This window comes from Pantoea sp. S62, from assembly GCF_016658625.1.
Classification (GTDB): Bacteria; Pseudomonadota; Gammaproteobacteria; order Enterobacterales; family Enterobacteriaceae; genus Pantoea; species Pantoea vagans.
The window spans coordinates 11,504-32,298 of the sequence record NZ_JACVVI010000016.1 but is presented as its reverse complement, the minus strand read 5'-3'; the positions used below and the strand labels follow the sequence as shown (position 1 = coordinate 32,298).

Here is a 20,795-nt window from a genome sequence, read left to right as displayed (position 1 = left end):
TACGCGCGGTGGATACAAGCCGGTTACTGCAAAGTAATGCGTAGCGCCGCTGCCGTGGCAAAGGGCGCGAGCGTGGCGCTGCCCAGCAGCATCGCGCCGAGAATCGCCAGATAGCCACCAATCGGCAATCCCTGACTGGCCGCCTCCATCGCCGCACTGGCGAAGATCAATACCGGAATCGCCAGCGGCAGCACCAGCAGGCTCAGCAGCACACCACCGCGTCGCAACCCCACCGTCAGACCCACGCCAATCGCACCAAGGAAACTCAGCGTTGGCGTGCCGAGCAGCAGCGTCAGGGCCATCGCCCGCCAGCCATTAAAATCCAGCGACAGCAGTAGCGCGGCCAGTGGCGACAGAATGATCAATGGCACGCCGGTGACCAGCCAGTGCGCCACCACTTTTCCTATGACCGTTACCGGTAGTGGCGTCGGCAACAGAACCAGCTGCTCCAGCGAGCCATCACTGAAGTCATCGCGAAACAGCCGCTCAAGCGCCAGCAGCGACGCCAGCAGCGCAGCAACCCAGGCCACGCCCGGCGCAATGCTCGCCAGCTGTTGCGGGTCCGGTCCGATTCCCAATGGAAACAGAGTGATGACAATCAGGAAAAACCAGAGCGGATTAACCACATCCGCACCGCCGCGAAAGGCAATGCGCAATTCACGCTGGATGAGGCGAAACAGCATCACTCTGTCTCCACGTCGCCAAGGCGAATTTTACGCACCCGCGCCGCATCCGCAGGTAAATCCTGATGAGTTGTCAGGATCACTGCACCGCCGTTATCGGCATGACGGGCGAATTGCGCCATTAATTTTTCAATTCCCGCTTTGTCGATGGCGGTCAGTGGCTCGTCGAGAATCCAGATGCGGGCCTGACTGAGCCACAGCCGCGCCAGCGCCACCCGACGCTGCTGACCTGCCGACAAGCGGCTGACTGGTACCTCTTCATCGCCCGTGAGATCGACACTTTCGAGTGCTGCAAAGATCTGCGCATCAGTGCAATCGGGATGGTAGAAGCGCAGATTTTCCAGCGGCGTGAGCACGCCTTTGATACCGGGACAGTGGCCCAGATAGAGCATCGCCTGATGCCAGGTTTCACGCTGTCGCAGGATCGGCTGCTGCTGCCAGCGTATTTCACCCTCTTCCGGACGGCTCAGACCCGCCAGCAGACGCAATAACGAGGTCTTTCCGGCACCGTTGGGGCCTTCAATCTGCACAATGTCACCAGCAGAGACGCGAAAAGAGAGCCGCCGAAATAGCGATCGTTCGTCGTATGCACAAGTAAGCGTAATGATTTCCAGCATCGAGGGGGGAATCGCACCAGCTAAAAGTGGCCGGGATATTACCACAATGTTGCTGTGGGCCGAAGTGTGAGCCAACGCTCAGTTTCGCTGTCAGTAGCTTATTCGTGCGGTATCGACGGAAGTCTGAATAAAAATGCAGTTCCGAAAAACGTTGTTACGCTTATTCGCACTGGTCGTTACATTATCAGCAAATAAAAAACGGCTACGCTTATTACGCTACAGCACTATCACCAGGAGAAAATATGAAGCCTTCATCAGGTAATGAACAGGGTCCTAACGACGTAGAGAGCGAAGAGAAGGACAAGGGCACTGACATCGAAGTCGATGAGGAGGCATTACCCTCACGCGCTGCGGCGATCCATGAAGAGATTCGTCAGGATGGTGAAAAGGAGCTGGAGCGCGACGGGATGGCGCTGCTCTGGTCAGCCATTGCGGCGGGCCTGTCCATGGGTGCGTCGCTGATGGCTAAGGGAATATTCCAGGTGCATCTTGATGGCGTACCGGGGGCGTTTCTGCTGGAAAACCTCGGTTATACCTTTGGTTTTGTTATCGTCATTATGGCGCGCCAGCAGCTCTTTACCGAAAACACCGTTACCGCCGTCTTACCGGTGATGCACAAACCAACCTGGAGTAATGCGGGTCTGCTGTTACGTCTGTGGGGCATTGTGTTGCTGGGTAACCTGATCGGTACCGCGCTGGGTGCGCTGGCGTTTAATGAGATGCCGATATTTGATGATGCCACCCGTCAGGCCTTTACCCATATCAGTATGAAGGTGATGGAACATACCCCTGGCGAGATGTTTGCCAATGCGGTGATTTCCGGCTGGATTATCGCCACCATGGTCTGGATGTTCCCGTCTGCGGGCGGCGCTAAACTGCTGGTCATTGTGATGATGACCTGGCTGGTTGCGCTGGGCGATCTGGCGCATATCGTGGTGGGCTCGGTCGAAGTGCTCTATCTGGTGTTTAACGGCAGTATCAGCTGGCATGAATTTTTGTGGCCGTTTGCCCTGCCGACGCTGCTCGGCAACATTACCGGCGGCACCCTGATTTTTGCATTGATCAGCCATGCGCAGATTCGCAATGACATGAGTGAAGCGGCGGTAGCGAAAGCGAAAGCTGAAAAGCGCAAGCAGGAGAAACGCCGCCAGCGCGAAGAGCAGGAAGGCACGGAGTAGATGGCAAGGCAGATAATTAACTCTGTCTGCCTTTCAGGTCTGTTGGCTAAAGGCAATATGCTATGCGGGCGGCTGAAAAACGTTTACCGGAGTGTCTGCTGTAACCGGAAGTGAAGATTCAGAGCCGGGGTGCCGCTTCAGTCTGGGTGACATCCTGGACTTCAGAACAGCTGCTTTCCGCTTTCTGTACGTAATGTTCGCGCGTGCAGAAAGCCGGATTGCTGACGGAATGAGCAAACAGACGGCGATGTAGTGAATCTCATAGCCTGTTTGCGCTATACTGCGCGCCGCAGTCCTCTTAGTTAAATGGATATAACGAGCCCCTCCTAAGGGCTAGTTGCAGGTTCGATTCCTGCAGGGGACACCAAATATTAGTCTCTCAAAGTCTGCTTTATCTATTACATCCAGTCATTTAACTTAGTTTCATAACTCACCTGAGTCTCCAGCAGGCTCACAAAATCCATAGCGTCATGCTGGTACAATTGTTGGTATGTTTGGTTCGATAATGCAGGGATATTTACATATATACTTCTGTAAAATTGATACAGACGTTACCATGCCATAACATGGAGAAAAGCACACTATAGCTAAATTCAAATTCACTAAAAATCATGGTAACTGGAAAGTGTCACCTTAATTAAGTCCAATAATTAACACGCTAAGTTTTCATCGAAATTTCAAAGTTCATACTTTGAGCTCAAGTATTAGCGTAAGGGAAGCATTTCTAAAAAATAAAAAAACAAGGCGCCTTTCATAGGCCTGTCCGGTTTGTATAGGGCTGAGGTAATGAGTTACAATCAGTCTATCTTAAGACAAATGAATGACGCTTATTATGAACAAAATGCAAATCGAAGAAATGCTTGTAAAAGAGGGATTTACACCAAAAGAAGTCTCTGTGATACGTCAGCATGCTGAGAAAGACGGTTATCCTTATCCCTGGCTCCTTTCACAGTTAAAGAAAAGATTCATAGTTGCAATGATATTAGTAGCAATCCTTCTCGCAGGACTCATCTATACCATTCGCAGTGGTACACAAGAAAACCTTGTTTCGTATTCAATCACGCTTGTAGCAGGTTTCGTTATTTTATATATATTTGTACCTTTGAAACCTGCATTTAAAGCTTACAGATTCATGAAAAAACATGGTCACTCTTTGTAAGTATCAGAGATTGATTTAATGGCTGAAGCGTCATTATAGACTTCTATGAATAGCTCTTTTCTGCTCATTTCCTTAATACCGCGAACGTAGTCGGTATTAAGAAAATAGTAGAGCCGCCAGGCCTCAGGTTTTTGTACCAGACGCACGATGCCATAGAGAGACAGTGCCAGGTCCATTGAACTGTATGCTAACTGCCCAACCCTCTGATCGAACCCCAAAAACTCAGCTGTTGCTACATAACCCTGTTTGAGTAACCCAACACTATCAGTTTTGCCATACACCAGGTTCTCAACAGACTCCTGAAAGCCGTTGAGTCCATGCAGAACCAACATTCCTCCAAAGGCAGAACCTATGATTGTCCCTGACGCAAGGGAAGCACCGATCACTGATACACCGGCTATTACCTGCATACCGCTCAGCACTACCCCAACGCCATTAATCACATAGCCCCAAAAATCTCCATTCCTGACCAACTGTACCGAAGCGTGAACCGCAGCTGTCCCTGCTCTGAGCATTCTGTCCTGAATCGTAAGGTACTCGTTTTCCTTTTTGAGATTTTGGATGCACTCCTGGCACTGATCATCAGTTGAGTCAGAACGTATGACGTTAAGCTGAGCGTTAACAAAAGCTTTAACGTTATCCTGGAACTGTAACCTATTAAATCCGTCTTTAAGGTAGATGTGAGAAAGGTGATTAGCATTGCTTAGCAGCTGATTAGCCTCAGCATTAGCCATAGTCAGAAAGTAATCCTTGAATCGGTCTGGTTTCCAGTAGTCCATGACTGTGCCTTTATGTCATTATAAGTATCATTAAGTTTATTTAATCAGATTACCCTTCTCAGGGAAAGCAAAAGGACCAGCTATGAGTACAGATCTCTTCTTAAAAATCGATGGCATTACAGGCGAATCACAGGACAGCAACCATAAAGGCTGGATTGCTATTGAATCTTTCACGTGGGGTGCAAACCAGCCAGGGAACATGTCGGTTGGGGGTGGTGGCGGTGCAGGAAAGGTTCAGTATCGCGACCTATCAGTTCAGGCACTCATTGACAAAGCTACTCCAGCAATTATGCGCTATGTATCCAACGGCAAGCATGTAGGCAAGGTTGAGCTTTCGGTATGTAAAGCCGGAGGAAGCCAAATTGAGTACTGTCGCATTACGCTTGAAGACGTCCTCATCACCAATGTGGTTTTCAATGGCACTACAAATCGTGATCTGATCGGAGTCTCATATCAGTTCCAGGCATCAAAAGTCAGGACACAGTATTGGGAACAGTCAGCGAGTGGCGGCAAAGGCGCTGAAACTCAGTCAGGGTGGGATATTAAAGGTAACAAAGAACTGTAATATCTCAGGAACGCTGGGTATTTTAGCTCATGCTAAATCTTGTTATTTATTTAAGGTGTCATTAAAAAAATGGCACCTTCGTATTTTATCAGGCAGTAATTACGTCTCTAAAATTATAATTATTAATACGATAAGACAGTCTTAAAGAAATTTATTAATAATTATAAAAGTTAAAAATAACATATTAAGACAAAGTTAGAATAAATTTTTATGCTCTGAAAAAGTCATTGAAAAATGGTTCAATGTTAATTCAAAAATCAGATAGTTTATTCGGCTTAATATCAGTATTTATAACGGCAAGTTCAGAAATTTCATCGACTCCCTCGCCGACATGCCGAAGCCGTCATGCCATAAACCTGCCGAAAACGATGGCTGAAATGCGCAGAAGAGTGAAAACCACACTGAAGCGCTATCTCAGTTAGCGTCAGGTCGGGCCGAGCAAGCAATGTTCGCGCACGATCCATACGACGACGCATCACAAACTGGTGCGGCGCTTCGCCAGTGGTATGACGGAACATACGGGCAAAATGAAACTCACTCAGCGCCGCTTCCTGCGCCAGCACAGACAGGGTTAATGGCTGGTCGAGATGGGTTTCAATAAATTCCAGAACACGCCGTAACACCACGGGAGCCAGTCCGCCCCGCATCTGTGGTAGTTGCCATTTAACCTCACTGTAGTGCTGCAACAGATGGGTCAGAAGCAGGGTTGATGCGCTGCTCAGCGTCAGCTGACTGGCAGGCTGTTGCCAGTCGCTGCTCAGCAGAAAGTGCCGATAAAGCTGGGTAATTCGGTCATCAGCGGAAAAGACTTTCTCATGCAGATTTAACTGCGCCGGGCTGCGGTCCCAGACCTGTTCGGCCAGATGCCGCAGCTGATCCTCGCTGCAATAGAGATGAACAAAAGCGAGGTCGGCACGCAAATCCCAGGTTGATTCCGTGCCTGCGGGCATCAGACAGAAGCGATCCGGTGCGCCACCGTTACGCCAGCCGTGCACTGTTTTATGCCAGGTATCGTAGCCGCCCGCCACATAAAGACTCAGCGTGTGATGATCGCTCAGGTTGGTAACGCGATCGCCACTATTAAACCAGGCGGCCAGCTGAATGCCATTATTGAGTTGTACCTGATCGCGCAGTTGTGCTTTGTGGCTTTGCAGCATTTCAAAGGTCTGATAGGTACGCATCGGATATATCAGTTCAGATAAACAGAGGGCCAGTTTACGGATTGTGGGGGACAGAAAACAGGTCACATCGGGACGGAGGATAAAAATGCGCAAGATTTTGCAAACCCGGCGCAATCCGCAGCAAGACCCATGCGCGTTACCAGTGCAGACTCGGCGTTTTGTGGTGGAGAACCTGGCAATGAACCTGTTTTTGTATCTCTCTGTCGTGCTCATCTGGGGCACAACCTGGATTGCGATCTATGCACAACAGACTGCTGGCATGGGGGCCGTGACTGTTGCCGTGTTCTGGCGATTTTTACTGGCTTCACTGGTCATGTTATTGCTGCTTAAGCTGATAAAACGACTGCACAGGCTGACGCTGCGCGATCATCTTTTCTGCATGCTGCAAGGCTGCTGCGTCTTTGGCTTCAATTTTGTCTGTTTCTATTACGCTTCAGGCTATATCAGCAGCGGGCTGGAGTCGGTCATTTTCTCTATGGCGGTGATGTACAATGCGATAAACAGCTGGATCTTTTTCCATCAGCGCCCTTCCCCGCGTCTGATTCCGGCGATCGTGCTGGGCATGGCAGGCATCGTTGCGCTGTTCTGGCACGATCTGCGCAGCACGCAGGCCTCTGCCGGGCTGATGTGGGGCATTGGTTTAAGTGCGCTGGGCACGCTGGGATTTTCATTTGGCAATATGATCAGTCAGCGGCATCAGCGTCTGCAACGCGACGTACTGACAACCAACAGCTACGGCATGTTGTATGGCGCGCTGATAATGGGATTGGTCTCACTGCTACAGGGTGTTTCACTACAACCAATATGGAATGCCCAATGGATTGGCGCATTAACCTATCTGGCTATCGTTGGATCGGTGATGGGTTTCGGTGCCTACTTTACGCTGGTGGGACGTATCGGCGCCAGTCGGGCTGCCTATACAACGGTTCTGTTTCCACTGGTTGCGCTGGCACTCTCGACCCGTTTTGAGGGGTATGAGTGGCATGTCAGCGCCATCCCTGGCCTTGTCATGATTCTGCTGGGCAATATCGTCATGTTTGCCCGCTTGCCGGCAAGCCGTCGCCGGATAATCATCTGACGCGGAGGCGGGCTCCGGCCCGCGTCCGAACAGGCATTATGCCCACTGCTGCTGAAGAAGTTTTTGTGGTTGATTGATCGCTTTACGCGCAATCCAGTAGAGCAGAACACGCTCATCGTCACTATCACGATCGGCCATCGACAGCAGTTTTAATGCCAGCGTCGATTTGGTCACAGGCTGTTGTTCTGTACTGAGTTCAATCACCGCCTGACCGATGATGCAGCAAACTTCGTCCTCACTGGTGGTGGATTCATATGTCCGGTCTTTCATATTTCCTCCTGATAAGTGAACTATCAGCCTGGCAAAAGATCCGGAAGGCTGCTCACATAACCGGCTCGCTGAAACATTCTATTACGGGTGGTTACGCTTATTTATTAAGCTGCCGCTTTGGTTACTTTTAACGCAACGCTGCGTTATCGCTGCAGACCTGCGTTGTGTCATTCATACCGCCTGAATGGCATTTCATTCCCTGAGACGTTCCGTTCATACCTTTGTTGCTCACGCGCGCGAACCACTGCTTTATTCTGACCGCAGTTTCCAGATTCCCGGACGGGAGAGATAAATTATGAACCAGACTCAACAGGCGTCTTACCAGCGTTCCCGCTGGCTTACATTGTTCGGAACGGTAATCACTCAGTTTGCGCTGGGGTCAGTTTATACATGGAGTTTGTTCAACGGCCAGCTGTCACAGAAGCTGGATGCACCGATCAGTCAGGTCGCATTTTCCTTTGGCCTGCTGAGTTTAGGTCTGGCTATCGCCTCTTCACTGGCCGGAAAATTACAGGAACGTTTTGGCGTACGCCGCGTCACTATTGGTGCGGGTGTACTGATGGCTTTGGGCTTCTGGCTCACCGCGCACGCAAATAACCTGATGATGCTCTACTTCAGTGCCGGACTGCTGGTCGGTCTGGCCGATGGTGCCGGTTACCTGATGACACTGTCAAACTGCGTGAAATGGTTCCCTGAGCGTAAGGGGATGATCTCAGCCTGTGCGATTGGCGCTTACGGCCTTGGCAGTCTGGGATTCAAGTTTATCTGCGGAGCACTGCTGGCAACGGTCGGTCTGGAGCAGACCTTTATGATCTGGGGCGTGCTGGCCATGTCGATGATTATTCTCGGTGCGCTGCTGATGCGTGAAGCGCCACTGCAGCAGACCGGGACCACCGCCCAAGGTCAGCAACATGCGCGGGATTACACGCTGGCACAGTCAGTGCGTCTGCAGCAGTACTGGATGCTGGCGCTGATGTTCCTGACCGCCTGTATGAGCGGCCTCTATGTGATAGGGGTTGCCAAAGATATCGGCGAAGGTCTGGTGCATCTCTCCACGCAGACTGCTGCCAGCGCGGTAACGGTGATTGCGATTGCCAATCTGAGTGGTCGTCTGGTGCTGGGTGTGCTCTCCGACAAAATGCTGCGTATCCGGGTCATTTCGCTGGCGCAAATTGTGTCGCTGATCGGGATGAGTGTGCTGCTGTTTACCCGGATGAATGAGGTCACCTTCTTCCTGTCACTCGCCTGTGTGGCCTTTAGCTTTGGCGGGACCATCACGGTGTTCCCATCACTGGTCAGTGACTTTTTCGGCCTCAACAACCTGACAAAAAACTATGGCCTGCTCTACCTGGGCTTTGGTATCGGCAGCGTGCTGGGTTCGCTGGTCGCCTCACTGTTTGGTGGTTTCACTGTCACCTTCAGCCTGATTATGACATTGCTGGTCATCTCCCTGTTCCTGTCGCTCACCATCCGACTGCCACAGAGTTCCGTCACAGCAGAGCCGGTGTTGCAGCGCCACTAACTTCATGGACAACGACCACGGGCCGCCATTGCGCGGCCCGTTAACATTCAGCCGCGGAATAGCGGCTCTGCTATTCCCGCCACCGCGACGTCCACGGCAAAGATATCGCCTGACTGCGGATAGCGTGCCAGTTCCTCTTCCGTGCGATCTTCCCGTGAACTGGTGATAAACAACGTTTTAAGATCGGCACCGCCAAAGGCCACCATGGTTGGCCACTTCACCGGCAGCAGGATCTCATCAACGATTTCGCTGCTCTGCGGATCGATACGTACCACGCGTCCGCCATCAAACTGTGCTGACCAGTAAAAACCTTCGCTATCCACCGCGGCACCATCCGGTAAACCCCCTTTCGCGTCAAAACGACGGAACAGCGTGCGCTCACCCGGTTCGCCCTGCTCGCTTAACGGATAACGATAGAGCGCCTCATTCGGCGTATCGCTGTGATACATCCATTGCCGGTCCGGAGAGAATGCCAGTCCGTTGGAAATTTTAATGTCCTGCGCCTTCACTTCCAGCTTCAGGTCAGGCGTCACGCGGCATAACAGACCGCCATTTTTATCCTGCGGTTCCCACAGACTGCCGCACCAGAAGTTACCCCACGGATCCACACGGCCATCATTAAAGCGACTTTGCGCGGCTACACCGGGATTTTCTGCGACCTTTTTCTCTGGTTTACCCTGCGCATCCAGCAGCCAGACACCATTGCGCAATGCGGCTATCAGCCCGCCCTGCTCACGCAGACCGATGCACCCTACCTCTTCCGCCTGCGGGAAGGTCTGCAATTCACCGCTGACCGGATCAAAACGGTGAATGGCCGGAGCCAGAATATCGACGCAATAGAGCACCTGTTCTTCTGATGACCAGAGCGGGCATTCCCCCAGTTCAGCCTGTAACGCCAGAATATTTTTTACGTTATGCGCCATGTTTCTCTCCCATTGAAATGACATGCTAATAATGTAGTGGTAAAAACTTTCAAATGAGAATTATTTTCTCTTGATTTTAAGACTATTCTCTTTGATAGTATTTATTATTCAGCTCATTCCGATTTTCTTATTTCCTGCCGCAGAAAAATACAGCGCGCTGAAATATTCCGTCATATCTTCTTAAATAACTCTACAAAGCCTGCATCTTCACTCCACTTTTCCAGCGTAATGTCGTAGTCATTGAAAAAGAGGAGAGGCTTCCGATGAAGAGATTAATTAAAGTCGCTTCGGTGGTTGCGCTGATGACATTACTAAGCGGTTGTATCATCAGCCCCAGACACGACAATGGCTGGCACCGCGGGGGTGGCGGCGGATATCATGGAGGCTACTATGGAGGTTATCACGGTGGGTATCATGGCGGTCACCATCGCCACTAATGGGCAAAGATGTCACACAGCATAAAATAAAAGCAGTAAACTTTAAGGGCGGGATAATTATCCCGCCCGTTTCATTTAGCTTTTCAGCGCATAATTACACTGGAACCAGACTTTCTTCAGCCCCGGAATATGACTTTCCTGGGCAGGCAGCGCCTCAACTTTATCAAATCCTTTATTACTGCAGTAATTCGCCAGATCGATATCCATTGCATCCCGATTGACCTTTGCCGGGTCAAAACGGTACTGCACGGTATTCGAGCTGGGATCTTCATCAACGCGTTCAAATGCCCCGGGTTTGCTGGCAGTACATCCACTCAGCAGAATCAGCGCCAGTGCGCCGGTAATTAATTTTTTCATTTAGTTATCCTCACGTTGCCGCGCAGTGTATGACGCAGCATGCCACGCATCCATAGGATTAATGCGCGAAAAAACAAAACTTGAGAAGCTTTTACCAATTAATGTAATACGATTAAACGGCTATCACTATCATGTAGGAAGTGACAGGATGTAATCAGACTAAACGAAGACTGCACCACACCAGGAAATGCCAAAAATAAAAATCTGTTCCTCTCTCTTCCCTGCCCGCGCTTAGCGGGCTTTTTTTCGCCCGCTAAACAGGAGTTTACTGACCGGTCAGTGCCACCATTCTACGTAACAGGTTAGCGGCGCGCTTGTCAGGTAATGCCAGAATGGCACTGTAGAGATCTATCGACATGGCACACAGCGAAGAGCGATCCACCGCCGTGTCGGCAGGCATATTCAGCTGCTGTAGTTTGTCGCCCCACTTCAGATAAAGCCGGCCGACAATCTTTTGCAGATCATCCTGCGCCTGCGTCTTATCAAGGGGCTGTTCGGGCGGCGGGCTATTGAGCAGCAGCAGCTCCATAGCATCGGCCTCTTTCTGATTCAGCGACGCTGGGAGTGTGGTCTGCAAATTGATGCCACCACTCACCTGCGGATAGAGATAACGGAAGCAGAGGCCAGGGTCGATGTGGTTCAGCGCCCGCATCTCTTCCACCGAGACGCTGATATAGTTAACGACCGCCGCATCGGTTCCGCGCATCAGTCGCTGATTGATCACCTCAATCAGCCAGCCACGCAGTTCACCTGTCGCCCTGTCAGGCTGCTCGCCCGCACGGATCCGCCGGGTCAGCTCCTGAGTCAGCAACAGCCATAACGCCGGTTCCTGCGTCTGCAATACCCGATAGCCAGGCATCTTTGCCAGCTGATTCACCGCCTGCTCATGCTGAGCAGTCTGCTGCTGCTGCGGCGCGACCCAGCTGAACCAGAGCAGATTTGCCAGTATCAGTGGCAGCAGAAAGAGGATCAGCCCCTGCCACAAACGCAGCCGCGTGGTTTTGATCAGCACAATGACGATCAGCGCCAGCAGCGCAAACGCGGCCAGTGTAATAAAAAGCAGAGAGTTCATGCTGCGGGATCAATCCTTACGCACATCGATCAGCACAGGGCAGTGAGCACGCTCAATAACTGATGCGCTAACCGAGCCTTTTAATAGCCGATTAAAAGAGGAGAGATGGCGACGTCCCATGATAATCATACTGGCCTTAAGCTGTTGCGACTGGGCAACGATGGTGTCTGCTGCGTCCCCCGCCAGGATCATGCCACGCGCATTAATGCCCGCACGCAATAACGGTGCCAGCGCATGGCGCACCACCATTTCCGCCGTATTCTGCTCATCCTGCGCCGCCACAAAATCGGCCGGATCTTCACCCGCATCGATTTCCATCGGCTGATTACACGAGGAGTAGGCAGGATCCACGCAGCACAGCACCACTACATCAGCGCGATGCGCCAGCGCTTCTTCAATAGTTAAGGCAACCACTTTCTCCGCCACCGGAGAGTGATCAATGGCCATCAGCAGGGTTTTCATCAGATGCTTATCCTTCTATCGCGGCGACTTTGCCGATTTCACGCACCAGCGCCTCTTTGCACTTCAGCATCTCGTCACGAAAACGGGCTTCGTGACGCAGAAAACGTGCAGAGGGCACCAGCAAAGAGACAGAAAAGCGACCAAACAGCGTATCCAGCGCAAACGCCATGGTAGAGATACCTTCCAGCGTTTCACCGCGATCCACAGCGATACCGGTTTCGCGCACTTCCCTGATAAGTTGCAGCAACTGCGGCAGGGTTTTCACCGTCATATCGGTTAACTCCTGCCAGGCGTCTCCGACGATCGTCCGCACATCTTTTTCACACTCCAGCGCCAGCAGTGCCCGTCCACCTGAGGTGCTGTAGAGCGGCAAATTGAGTCCCATATGTGGAACGACCCGCAGCTCCCGCGACGCCACCACGTGGTGAATAATCGCCAGCTGGCTGCCGCTGGCGCGCGCCAGTGAAACCGTCTCATTGGTGTCGGAAGAGAGTTTTTCCAGCAGCGGACTGACCAGATCGACCACATCGGTATGCACGCTGGAAATCAGTTTTAACAGTGCCGGCCCCAGGCGCAGTCCGCCTGCCCCGCTGCTGCGCACCAGCTCGGCGCTGTCGAGCGCGGCAACGATGCGCTGCACCGTTGAACGGGGCAGTTCTACTGCCTGAGCTATCTCGCCGAGGCTCATGCCGCCCGGCTGTTCGCCCAGCGCGTTAAGAATTTTTGCCGCACGGGCGATGACCTGAATGCCGCCCGTTTTTTCATCCTCACGGCTGGAGGGTTGATGTGCCATAGCGTCGTCCTGTTTGAGCTGCCTTACTGTAGCGCGAAAGCCGCACTTTTTACAGTCTGTACCACATTGCAATACAGCATACCGGGATGTAATATTACGCCCTGTATCACATCGCAGTACACTGCATCATAATAACGAGATCGCCTGCAATGAACGCTAAGCCTGCCGCCGCGCCGGCCCCTCATCCTTTTACACTGCGACTGGCGCTTGGGCTGGTCGGCGTGCTCATTGCTGCCCTGACCTCCGGGCTGAACGATCGCGTCAGTGATATCGCGCTGGCAGATATCCGGGCTGCTATCGGCATCGGTTACGATCAGGGTAGCTGGATTATTTCCGGTTATCAGGCGGCAGAAGTCGCTGCCATGATGATCGCGCCCTGGTTTGCCGTCACTCTGTCGCTGCGGCGCTTTACACTGGGCGTATCGGCAGGATTTATGCTGACCGGCATTCTGTTGCCGCTGGTGCCGGATCCGACGCTTTTTATCAGCCTGCGCGTGCTGCAGGGGCTGTTCGGTGGCGCACTGCCGCCAATGCTGATGACCGTCGCCCTGCGCTTTCTGCCGCCGCCTTTTAAGCTGTTTGGCCTGGCGGGCTATGCCCTGACCGCGACGTTTGGCCCCAATATGGCGGCCTCGCTGGCGTCGTTATGGACCGACCACGTCAGCTGGATGATGGTGTTCTGGCAGGTCGTGCCATTCATGCTCATTGCTATGGTGCTGATTAGCTGGGGGATACCGCAGGACCCGCTGCGTCCGGAACGCTTTCAGCAGATCGATCTGTTTGGCATGGTGACCGGCAGCAGCGCGGTTGCGCTGCTGGTTCTGGTGCTGACTCAGGGTGAGCGTCTCGACTGGCTGAACTCGCCATTGATCGCCGGTATGCTGCTGACCGCGCTGCCGCTGCTGCTGGTTTTCCTGATTAATGAGTGGTTTCACCCGCTGCCCCTGTTTAAATTGCAGATGCTGCGGCGGCCCAATCTGGCGCACGGCTTGCTGGGACTGGCCTGCGTGCTCATCCTTGGTCTGTCAGGCTCCGCCCTGCCGTCGGCCTATTTTGCTCAGGTCAGCGGCTTTCGCACCCTGGAGTTTGCCCCACTGGCGCTGACGGTCGGCCTGCCGCAACTGCTGATCGCACCGCTGATTGCGGCCCTGCTGAATATTCGCTGGATTGACTGCCGCTGGATGCTGACGGCGGGCGTCGGCCTGCTGGTAACGTCCTGTCTGCTGGGCTCGCAAATCACCAGTGAGTGGGCGCGCCAGAACTTCTGGCTGCTGCAGATTCTTCAGGCGTTCGGGCAACCGATGATTATTCTGCCGATACTGATGAGCGCCACCAGCGTGGTGGCCCCGCCAGAAGGCCCGTTTGCCTCGGCGATGTTTAATACGGTGCGCGGCTTCTCCAGCATTACCGCCTCCACGCTGGTTGAGGTTTTCCTCTCCCATCGTGAGCAGTTTCACTCCAGTGTTCTGATTGATCAGGCCGCCAGCCGCAGCTGGCTGATGACCGCGCCAGAGGCCGATCAGGCCAGTCGCAGCCTGCCGCTGTTGCCGGATGGCAGCATCAGCGCCAGCGATAATCTCAGCGGATTTGCCACGCTGGTTCGTCATCAGGCTACGGTTCTGAGTCTGAGCGACAGCTGGCTGATGCTGACCGGTTTTGCCGCCTGCCTGTTATTGCTTACCGCCATCCTGCCAAAACGGGTCTGGCCGCCTCAAACTTTGCTTCAAAACCCCTCCCGGAATAACTGAATATGCGTGCTTTCGAAATGAAAAGAACTCTGGTGCTCACACTGCTGCTGCTGGTGTTACTGGCCATCGCTTTTGCAGTCTGGTCACTGATGAGCGGCAACGATCACCGCACCAACGACGCTTACGTCAATGCGGATTACACTCTGGTCGCGCCAAAAGTCTCCGGCTACATCAGCAATGTGCAGGTGCAGGATAATCAGCAGGTCAAAGCCGGTCAGCTGCTGGCAACGCTGGACGACCGTGACTATCGTGTGGCACTGGAGAGTGCCGAGGCTGACCTGCAGGTGAGTCAGGCGAAACTGCTGAGCAGCCAGGCCCAGCTGGAACAGCAGCAGTCGGTGATTGATCAGCAGAAAGCCAGCGTCGCGGCCAGCCAGGCGTCCGCGCAGTATGCCGGTCAGAGCGCCGATCGCTACAACCGACTTTATAAAAGCGGCACCGTAGCCGCCGACGATCAGCAGAAATCCAGCGCTAACCAGCGCTCGGCGCTGGCAGCGGTGCATCAGAGTCAGGCTGCGCTGGCGTCGGCAGTGAAACAGGTCGGCGTATTACAGGCTGCGGTACGTTCAGCGGAAGCGGATGTCGCAGCGGCTAAAGCCAGCGTCGATCAGGCCAGGCTGAACCTCTCCTACACGCGAATCACGGCGCCCGTTGACGGCATGGTCGGTCAGCGCTCAGTGCGGATCGGCGCTTATGTGTCAGCCGGAACCCGCCTGCTGGCGGTGGTGCCGCTGCAGCAGACCTACATTACGGCTAACTACCTTGAGACGCAGTTAAGCGATGTGCGCCCGGGTCAGCGGGTGCAAATCCGTGTCGATGCCCTGCCAGGCAAGACCTTTACCGGCCATGTGGACAGTATCGCACCGGCCACCGGCGCAACTTTTTCCGCGATTGCTCCCGATAACGCCACCGGCAACTACACTAAAGTCGTTCAACGTTTGCCGGTTAAAATTGTGCTGGATAGTGACCAACAGCATCTGGCTCAGTTACGTGTCGGCATGTCGGCGATCCCGGAAATTCAGGTGCCGTAAAATTGTGAGCAATATCTCAGAACGGACCTATTTCATTTAGGCAGGATTACGCGTAAATTAGCGCCTGATCCTGTTCTGAGTTATTCAGATCGACCCGGAAATGAGCAGACCATTACTGAAATGGCGATCTCTTTTCCACAGCTGTTCGCGTTGCACTGGTTTGGGATCGCCATCATCGTAACCGCTCAGAGGAGTTGCTTTGTGAAATATGCCTTGATGGGAATATCTTTTTTCGCGTTACTTTGGTTCGGAACCTTTGTTCTGCTGCTGAAGTAATGGCGTGACAGTGCCGCTAAGGGGCGACCATTGCGTCGCCCCTGCTGGCTGTCAGTGCTCTTCTTCTGTTTTCATGCTGCCTGGCAAAACGCCATCGGCACGAAACATCGCTTTAATTCCCCGTACTGCCTGACGAATGCGATCGCTGTTTTCAATCAGTGCAAAACGCACGTGCGTATCACCATAGTCGCCAAACCCGATACCGGGCGAAACACATACTTTCGCCTCCTGCAGCATATGTTTGGCAAACTCCAGCGACCCCAGATGCGCATAGTGGTCCGGAATTTTTGCCCAGACGTACATCGAGGCTTTGGGGTTATCCACCATCCAGCCCGCTTCATGCAATCCCTTGACCAGCACATCACGACGTCGTTTGTACTGCTCTGCAATGTCGCGAACACACTGTTGATCCCCTTCCAGCGCGGCAATAGCTGCCACCTGCAGCGGCGTAAAGGTGCCATAGTCATGGTAACTTTTGATCCGTGCCAGCGCGGCGACCAGCTCTTTGTTGCCCACCATAAAACCGATGCGCCAGCCCGCCATGTTGTAGCTTTTTGACAGGGTAAAGAACTCGACAGCAACATCACGCGCACCTGGCACCTGCATAATCGACGGCGCTTTCCAGCCATCGTAGACGATGTCGGCATAGGCCAGATCGTGGATCACCAGCACGTTGTATTGTTTTGCCAGCGCAATCACCCGCTTGAAAAAGTCGAGTTCCACACACTGTGCGGTGGGATTGGACGGGAAGCCAAGGATCATCATTTTTGGCTTGGGGTAGCTCTCACGAATGGCGCGTTCCAGCTCATTGAAGAAGTCGACACCTGCCACCAGCGGCACCGAGCGTACCTGCGCTCCGGCAATCACCGCACCGTAGATATGAATCGGATAGCTGGGGTTCGGTACCAGCACGGTATCACCATGATCCAGCGTCGCCAGCATCAGGTGCGCCAGCCCCTCTTTGGAGCCGATAGTCACAATCGCCTCAGATTCAGGATCGATCTCCACCTGGTAACGATCGGCGTACCAGCGCGAGATCGCCCGGCGCAGACGCGGAATGCCGCGTGAGGTGGAATAACCGTGGGTGTCGTCGCGCTGCGCTACCTGGCATAACTTTTCGACGATGTGCGGCGGAGTCGGGCCATCAGGGTTGCCCATTGAAAAGTCGATGATATCTTCGCCGCGCCGGCGCGCAGCCATCTTCAGTTCAGCAGTGATGTTGAAAACGTAAGGGGGTAAACGTTCAATACGTGAGAAACGACGGGGTGTGCTGTTATCAGCCATGATGTCCTCTGGATTACGTAAGCGCCCGGACCGTCCGAGCGACGCGGGTCACTGCGGTGACCCGTTACGAACATAACGCGGTGAGGATCATTTTGTCGAGGGGGCAGAAAATATTTTTATTTTTGCGGATTCAGTCGTCCCAGCAGCCAATCGTTCACCCAGCAGCCGTTCAGCAGATAATTATCCCGTAGCGTGCCCTCCAGCTGGAAGCCGTTTTTCTCCAGAATCCGGCGTGACGCCCAGTTACCTTCAACCACCATCGCCTTGAGTTTATGGAAATCGGCTTCGAGCAGAAACTGACACAGCGCCGCCAGCGCCTCGCTGCCATAGCCCTGTCCGCAGTGGCGATGCAGCAGCATATAACCCACCTCGGCCTGACGGTGTGGCTCCCATTCCGGGCTGCAGCCAAACAGGCCAATCGGCTCACCGCTGTCGCGTCGTCGTGCCACCAGGCAGAGCATATGAAAACTGCCTGGCTGCCACGGAGCCAGACGCTCGGTGAAGCGCTGGCGAATATCCGCTTCATCGGGAATTTCGCTCACCCAGGTCATGGTGTCACGATCTTCATGGACGGCACGAAACAGTTGCCAGTCTTCTGGCTGTAATTTATTCAGGGTTAATCTGGCGGTGACAAGTTGCATCTGCTGCTCCCGATGGGCGCGGTTTTCCAGCGGTCGCTGGCGCGCGTCATCGCGCAACATAGCAAAACGGCATCACAGCGACCAGCACAGGCAGGATGAAAAGTGTTCCCCTTTATTGCACTCAACCTTTCCTCTTTTTATGCCCAGGCCATAAAAATTGATCTTAAACACGAAGTCCCGGCGTGATTGTGCGGGGCGCTAGCGGTTCGCGATCACATTTTTTATCATAGGGACACTTTCCATTGCCGACGAGCCGCCTGTGTCCTCCCACTTCACGATGTTACTGGCAGTATTTGACCGCGCCGCCCTGATGTTGATCTGCCTGTTCTTCCTGACGCGCACCCGCCCGTTTCGTCAGCTGCTGCAAAAAGATGAACATACCCGCGCGGAGAAAGTGGCGGTAACGGCCATCTTTTCTCTGTTTGCGCTGTTCAGTACCTGGTCTGGCGTTAATGTCGACGGTTCGCTGCTGAATGTGCGGGTGATTGCCGTGATGGCGGGCGGCATTCTGTTTGGTCCCTGGGTTGGCATCGCCACCGGTGTGATTGCGGGGCTGCACCGTTTTCTGATCGATATTCACGGCGTGACTTCGGTGCCCTGTCTGATTACCAGCATCATCGCCGGTATCGTCGCGGGCGGCATTAATCGCCGGGTGCTGAAAGAGCATCGCTGGCGTGCCGGTATCGTCGGCGGCATGCTGTGTGAAGCCCTGACGATGGTGCTGATCGTCCTGTGGGCGCGCCCAACTTCACTCGGGCTGGCGATTGTGTCGGAGATTGCGCTGCCGATGATCCTCGGTGCCTCCAGCATCGGTATCATTGTGTTGCTGGTGCAGAGCGTCGAGGGAGAGAAAGAGGCAATTGCCGCCCGTCAGGCCAAGCTGGCGCTGGAGATCGCCAACAAAACCCTGCCGCTGTTTCGTCAGGTAAACAGCGACTCGCTGCGCAACATCTGTGACATTATCCGGCGGGAGATCAAAGCCGATGCGGTGGCGATGACCGACAAAAAACAGATTCTGGCCTACGTCGGCTATGGCGAACATAACTATCAACATGGGGATGATGGCATCAGCCCCACCACGGCGCAGTCGATCGCCAGCGGTAAAATTATAATTAAAAACAACGACGAAGCGCACCGCACCAAAGATATCCATTCGATGATCGTCATCCCGCTGTGGGAAAAAGGCAAAGTCACCGGCACGCTGAAAATCTACTATCGCCGCGCGCACCGTATCACCGGCTCGCTGAAGGAGATGGCCATCGGCCTGTCGCAAATCATCTCTACCCAGCTTGAAGTGTCGCGCGCCGAGCAGCTACGTGAGATGGCCAATAAAGCGGAACTGCGCGCGCTGCAAAGTAAAATAAATCCTCATTTTCTGTTCAATGCCCTGAATGCCATTTCCTCTTCTATCCGGCTTAATCCCGATACCGCCCGCCAGCTGGTGATTAACCTGTCACGCTACCTGCGCTACAACCTGGAGCTAAACGATGATGAGCTAATCGATATCCGTAAGGAGCTATGGCAGGTCAAAGATTACATCGCTATTGAGCAGGCGCGGTTTGGCGATAAGCTGACGATGATCTATGACGTCGACGAAGATCTGCATTTTCTGCTGCCAAGTCTGCTGATCCAGCCGCTGGTGGAGAATGCGATTGTGCATGGCATCCAGCCCTGTAAAGGTAAAGGCGTGGTGACGCTGAGCGTGCGGGATCTGGGCGATCGGGTGCGGGTTTCAGTTCGGGATACCGGCCAGGGCATCAGTGACCAGGTGATGGAGCGAGTAGCACGCAATGAGATGCCCGGTAACAAAATTGGCCTGCTCAATGTGCATCATCGGGTAAAACTTCTGTCGGGTCAGGGACTGAACATCGTGCGGCACCAGCCGGGCACCGAGATCTCCTTTACGCTGAGTAAGAATGGCCAGCGCCTGGCGGAGAATCTGTTATGAAAGCCATTATTGTGGAAGATGAATTCCTGGCGCAGCAGGAGCTGAGCTGGATGATTCAGCATCACAGCAAAATCGAGATTGAAGCCTGCTTTGACGATGGCCTCGACGTACTGAAGTATCTGCAACAGCATCGGGTCGATGTAATTTTTCTCGACATCAACATTCCTTCGCTGGATGGCATGCTGCTGGCACAGAATATCCATCAGTTTGCGCACAAGCCGCTGATTGTCTTTATCACCGCGTGGAAAGAGCATGCGGTGGAGGCGTTTGAGCTGGAGGCGTTTGACTACATTCTCAAGCCTTATCAGGAGTCGCGGATTGTCACCATGCTGAACAAGCTGGAAGCCACTGCGCAGGCGCAACAGGCGGTCAGCCATCTCAGCGCCACGCCAGCCCCGCAGACGGTCAACCTGATTAAAGATGAGCGCATTCTCGTCACGGACGTGAATGACATTTACTACGTAGAAGCCCATGAAAAGCTGACGTTTGTGTACACGCGGCGCGAGTCTTACGTGATGTCGATGAATATTACCGAATTCTGTTCACGTCTGCCGGAGCAGCAGTTCTTCCGCTGCCACCGCTCTTACTGCGTCAGCCTCAGCAAGATCCGCGAAATTGAGCCGTGGTTTAACAACACCTATCTGCTGAAGCTGCGCGATCTGGAGTTTCAGGTGCCGGTGAGCCGCAGCAAGGTGAAGCAGTTTCGGCAACTGATGCGCCTGTAGCGCTGGAGTGGTGAATGTTTCAGGAGAACGTGTGGTGAAGCCGAGGATGATTTCCCGAACCTGCCC

22 protein-coding genes and 1 tRNA gene are annotated in these 20,795 nt (G+C 53.5%); 11 read left to right on the top strand and 12 right to left on the bottom strand.

All coding sequences use genetic code 11. From position 1 onward, the window contains the following. Positions 1–23 precede the first annotated feature (23 nt). Positions 24–683, bottom strand: coding sequence for a heme exporter protein CcmB (gene ccmB / locus IBT54_RS19580; protein ID WP_195857808.1), 660 nt, complete (start codon positions 681–683; stop codon positions 24–26). After that, on the bottom strand, positions 683–1,300 hold the full coding sequence (ccmA, locus tag IBT54_RS19575) for a cytochrome c biogenesis heme-transporting ATPase CcmA (RefSeq protein ID WP_110330692.1): 618 nt from the start codon (positions 1,298–1,300) through the stop codon (positions 683–685). Before ccmA ends, ccmB begins: the two co-directional genes overlap by 1 nt. Before the next feature lie 242 nt (positions 1,301–1,542). Here ccmA and IBT54_RS19570 point away from each other — a divergent pair, with 242 nt between their 5' ends. The 3 genes from IBT54_RS19570 (at position 1,543) to IBT54_RS19560 (ending at position 3,637) form a co-directional block, all read left to right on the top strand. Then, positions 1,543–2,478 (top strand): formate/nitrite transporter family protein, encoded by a 936-nt coding sequence (locus IBT54_RS19570; RefSeq protein ID WP_013358627.1) that lies wholly within the window; start codon positions 1,543–1,545, stop codon positions 2,476–2,478. A gap of 292 nt (positions 2,479–2,770) precedes the next feature. Then, positions 2,771–2,845 (top strand) — tRNA-Arg (locus tag IBT54_RS19565). 465 nt (positions 2,846–3,310) lie between these two features. Then, positions 3,311–3,637, top strand: a complete 327-nt coding sequence (locus IBT54_RS19560; RefSeq protein ID WP_201252783.1) for a hypothetical protein — start codon at positions 3,311–3,313, stop codon at positions 3,635–3,637. Here IBT54_RS19560 and IBT54_RS19555 read toward each other — a convergent pair. Beyond that, entirely contained in the window at positions 3,625–4,416 is a 792-nt protein-coding gene (locus IBT54_RS19555; RefSeq protein WP_041457005.1) for a DUF4225 domain-containing protein, read from the bottom strand. The two genes, IBT54_RS19560 and IBT54_RS19555, sit on opposite strands and share 13 nt — an antisense overlap. Positions 4,417–4,498: 82 nt before the next feature. Between IBT54_RS19555 and IBT54_RS19550 the strand changes: the two genes are divergently transcribed. Further along, complete coding sequence (locus tag IBT54_RS19550; protein WP_041457006.1) at positions 4,499–4,981, top strand: type VI secretion system tube protein Hcp; 483 nt, start codon at positions 4,499–4,501, stop codon at positions 4,979–4,981. 311 nt (positions 4,982–5,292) lie between these two features. On the opposite strand, the gene IBT54_RS19545 is transcribed toward IBT54_RS19550, so the two are convergent. Further along, positions 5,293–6,162, bottom strand: coding sequence for a helix-turn-helix domain-containing protein (locus IBT54_RS19545; protein WP_201252782.1), 870 nt, complete (start codon positions 6,160–6,162; stop codon positions 5,293–5,295). A 178-nt stretch (positions 6,163–6,340) separates the two neighbouring features. Between IBT54_RS19545 and IBT54_RS19540 the strand changes: the two genes are divergently transcribed. Further along, the gene (locus tag IBT54_RS19540; protein WP_201252781.1) at positions 6,341–7,240 is read left to right on the top strand and encodes a DMT family transporter; all 900 of its coding nucleotides are present in this window, start codon (positions 6,341–6,343) and stop codon (positions 7,238–7,240) included. Between the two features lie 36 nt (positions 7,241–7,276). On the opposite strand, the gene IBT54_RS19535 is transcribed toward IBT54_RS19540, so the two are convergent. Then, positions 7,277–7,510: a hypothetical protein gene (locus tag IBT54_RS19535; protein WP_033733431.1), complete on the bottom strand. Its 234-nt coding sequence runs from the start codon at positions 7,508–7,510 to the stop codon at positions 7,277–7,279. Between the two features lie 295 nt (positions 7,511–7,805). On the opposite strand from IBT54_RS19535, the gene IBT54_RS19530 reads away from it, so the two are divergent. After that, a complete protein-coding gene (locus IBT54_RS19530; RefSeq protein ID WP_201252780.1) occupies positions 7,806–9,032 on the top strand; it encodes an MFS transporter in 1,227 nt (408 codons plus the stop codon). A gap of 47 nt (positions 9,033–9,079) precedes the next feature. Here the strand turns inward: IBT54_RS19530 and IBT54_RS19525 are convergent, their stop codons facing one another. The 5 genes from IBT54_RS19525 to IBT54_RS19505 form a co-directional block, all read right to left on the bottom strand. Continuing rightward, entirely contained in the window at positions 9,080–9,955 is an 876-nt protein-coding gene (locus IBT54_RS19525) for an SMP-30/gluconolactonase/LRE family protein (RefSeq protein WP_013358632.1), read from the bottom strand. 512 nt (positions 9,956–10,467) lie between these two features. Then, positions 10,468–10,749 carry a lipoprotein gene (locus IBT54_RS19520; protein WP_013358633.1) on the bottom strand — a complete coding sequence of 94 codons (282 nt, stop codon included), beginning with the start codon at positions 10,747–10,749 and terminating at the stop codon, positions 10,468–10,470. Positions 10,750–11,014: 265 nt separating this feature from the next. Continuing rightward, positions 11,015–11,821, bottom strand: a complete 807-nt coding sequence (locus tag IBT54_RS19515; protein WP_201252779.1) for a hypothetical protein — start codon at positions 11,819–11,821, stop codon at positions 11,015–11,017. A gap of 9 nt (positions 11,822–11,830) precedes the next feature. Then, positions 11,831–12,283, bottom strand: coding sequence for a universal stress protein (locus IBT54_RS19510; RefSeq protein WP_013358635.1), 453 nt, complete (start codon positions 12,281–12,283; stop codon positions 11,831–11,833). 7 nt (positions 12,284–12,290) lie between these two features. After that, positions 12,291–13,076 carry an IclR family transcriptional regulator gene (locus IBT54_RS19505; protein ID WP_010257875.1) on the bottom strand — a complete coding sequence of 262 codons (786 nt, stop codon included), beginning with the start codon at positions 13,074–13,076 and terminating at the stop codon, positions 12,291–12,293. Positions 13,077–13,225: 149 nt separating this feature from the next. Here IBT54_RS19505 and IBT54_RS19500 point away from each other — a divergent pair, with 149 nt between their 5' ends. The 3 genes from IBT54_RS19500 to ypdK all read left to right on the top strand — a co-directional run bounded on the left by IBT54_RS19500 (position 13,226) and on the right by ypdK (position 16,131). Further along, on the top strand, positions 13,226–14,824 hold the full coding sequence (locus IBT54_RS19500) for an MFS transporter (protein ID WP_201252778.1): 1,599 nt from the start codon (positions 13,226–13,228) through the stop codon (positions 14,822–14,824). Between the two features lie 2 nt (positions 14,825–14,826). After that, positions 14,827–15,855 (top strand): HlyD family secretion protein, encoded by a 1,029-nt coding sequence (locus IBT54_RS19495; RefSeq protein ID WP_013358637.1) that lies wholly within the window; start codon positions 14,827–14,829, stop codon positions 15,853–15,855. A 201-nt stretch (positions 15,856–16,056) separates the two neighbouring features. After that, positions 16,057–16,131, top strand: coding sequence for a membrane protein YpdK (ypdK, locus tag IBT54_RS25510; protein WP_099257831.1), 75 nt, complete (start codon positions 16,057–16,059; stop codon positions 16,129–16,131). A gap of 51 nt (positions 16,132–16,182) precedes the next feature. On the opposite strand, the gene alaC is transcribed toward ypdK, so the two are convergent. Further along, positions 16,183–17,415 (bottom strand): alanine transaminase, encoded by a 1,233-nt coding sequence (gene alaC / locus IBT54_RS19485; protein WP_201252777.1) that lies wholly within the window; start codon positions 17,413–17,415, stop codon positions 16,183–16,185. Positions 17,416–17,531: 116 nt separating this feature from the next. Further along, the gene (locus IBT54_RS19480; protein WP_033733799.1) at positions 17,532–18,056 is read right to left on the bottom strand and encodes a GNAT family N-acetyltransferase; all 525 of its coding nucleotides are present in this window, start codon (positions 18,054–18,056) and stop codon (positions 17,532–17,534) included. 277 nt (positions 18,057–18,333) lie between these two features. Between IBT54_RS19480 and IBT54_RS19475 the strand changes: the two genes are divergently transcribed. Together IBT54_RS19475 and IBT54_RS19470 are read left to right on the top strand one after the other, a co-directional pair. Then, positions 18,334–20,004, top strand: coding sequence for a sensor histidine kinase (locus IBT54_RS19475; protein WP_013358640.1), 1,671 nt, complete (start codon positions 18,334–18,336; stop codon positions 20,002–20,004). Then, positions 20,001–20,729 carry a LytTR family DNA-binding domain-containing protein gene (locus IBT54_RS19470; protein WP_095706828.1) on the top strand — a complete coding sequence of 243 codons (729 nt, stop codon included), beginning with the start codon at positions 20,001–20,003 and terminating at the stop codon, positions 20,727–20,729. Before IBT54_RS19475 ends, IBT54_RS19470 begins: the two co-directional genes overlap by 4 nt. Positions 20,730–20,795 lie beyond the last annotated feature (66 nt).